Genomic DNA, 423 nt, shown 5'->3' on the forward strand with positions numbered 1-423 from the left:
ATCGTCGCATCGACCAGCGTGCCTTCCTTCATCATCAGCCCGCGTTCGCACAGCGAGATGCCAATCTCGTCGAACAGCTTGCGCGTCAGGTCATGTTCGAGAAGCAGGCGCCGGAACTTCAGCAGCGTGGTCGCATCCGGCACGTTCTCCACGGCCAGATCAATCCCGGCGAAGGCCCGCATCGCGATGCTGTCGTACAGCGCATCCTCCAGCCCTTCGTCCGACAGGCTGTACCACTGCTGCAGGAAGTAGATTCGAAGCATCCGCTCCAGACCGATCGGCGGGCGGCCGCGAGTTCCTTTCGGGTAGTACGGCTCGATTGCCGTCAGCAATCGCGACCACGGCACGAGCTTCTCCATCTCGTCCAGGAAACGCTGACGCCGGGTCACGCGCTTCTTGCCTGCGCTTTCCGCTTCCGCAAAG

Annotated in this window: 1 protein-coding gene; it reads right to left on the reverse strand. The window is 62.2% G+C overall.

What is annotated here, in order from left to right; all coding sequences use genetic code 11:
• Positions 1 to 423: IS5 family transposase (locus DIE23_RS39235; RefSeq protein ID WP_124618221.1), on the reverse strand; the 423-nt coding region annotated here is incomplete at both ends.

This window comes from Burkholderia sp. Bp9143 (assembly GCF_003853645.1).
In the GTDB taxonomy this organism is placed as follows: Bacteria; Pseudomonadota; Gammaproteobacteria; order Burkholderiales; family Burkholderiaceae; genus Burkholderia.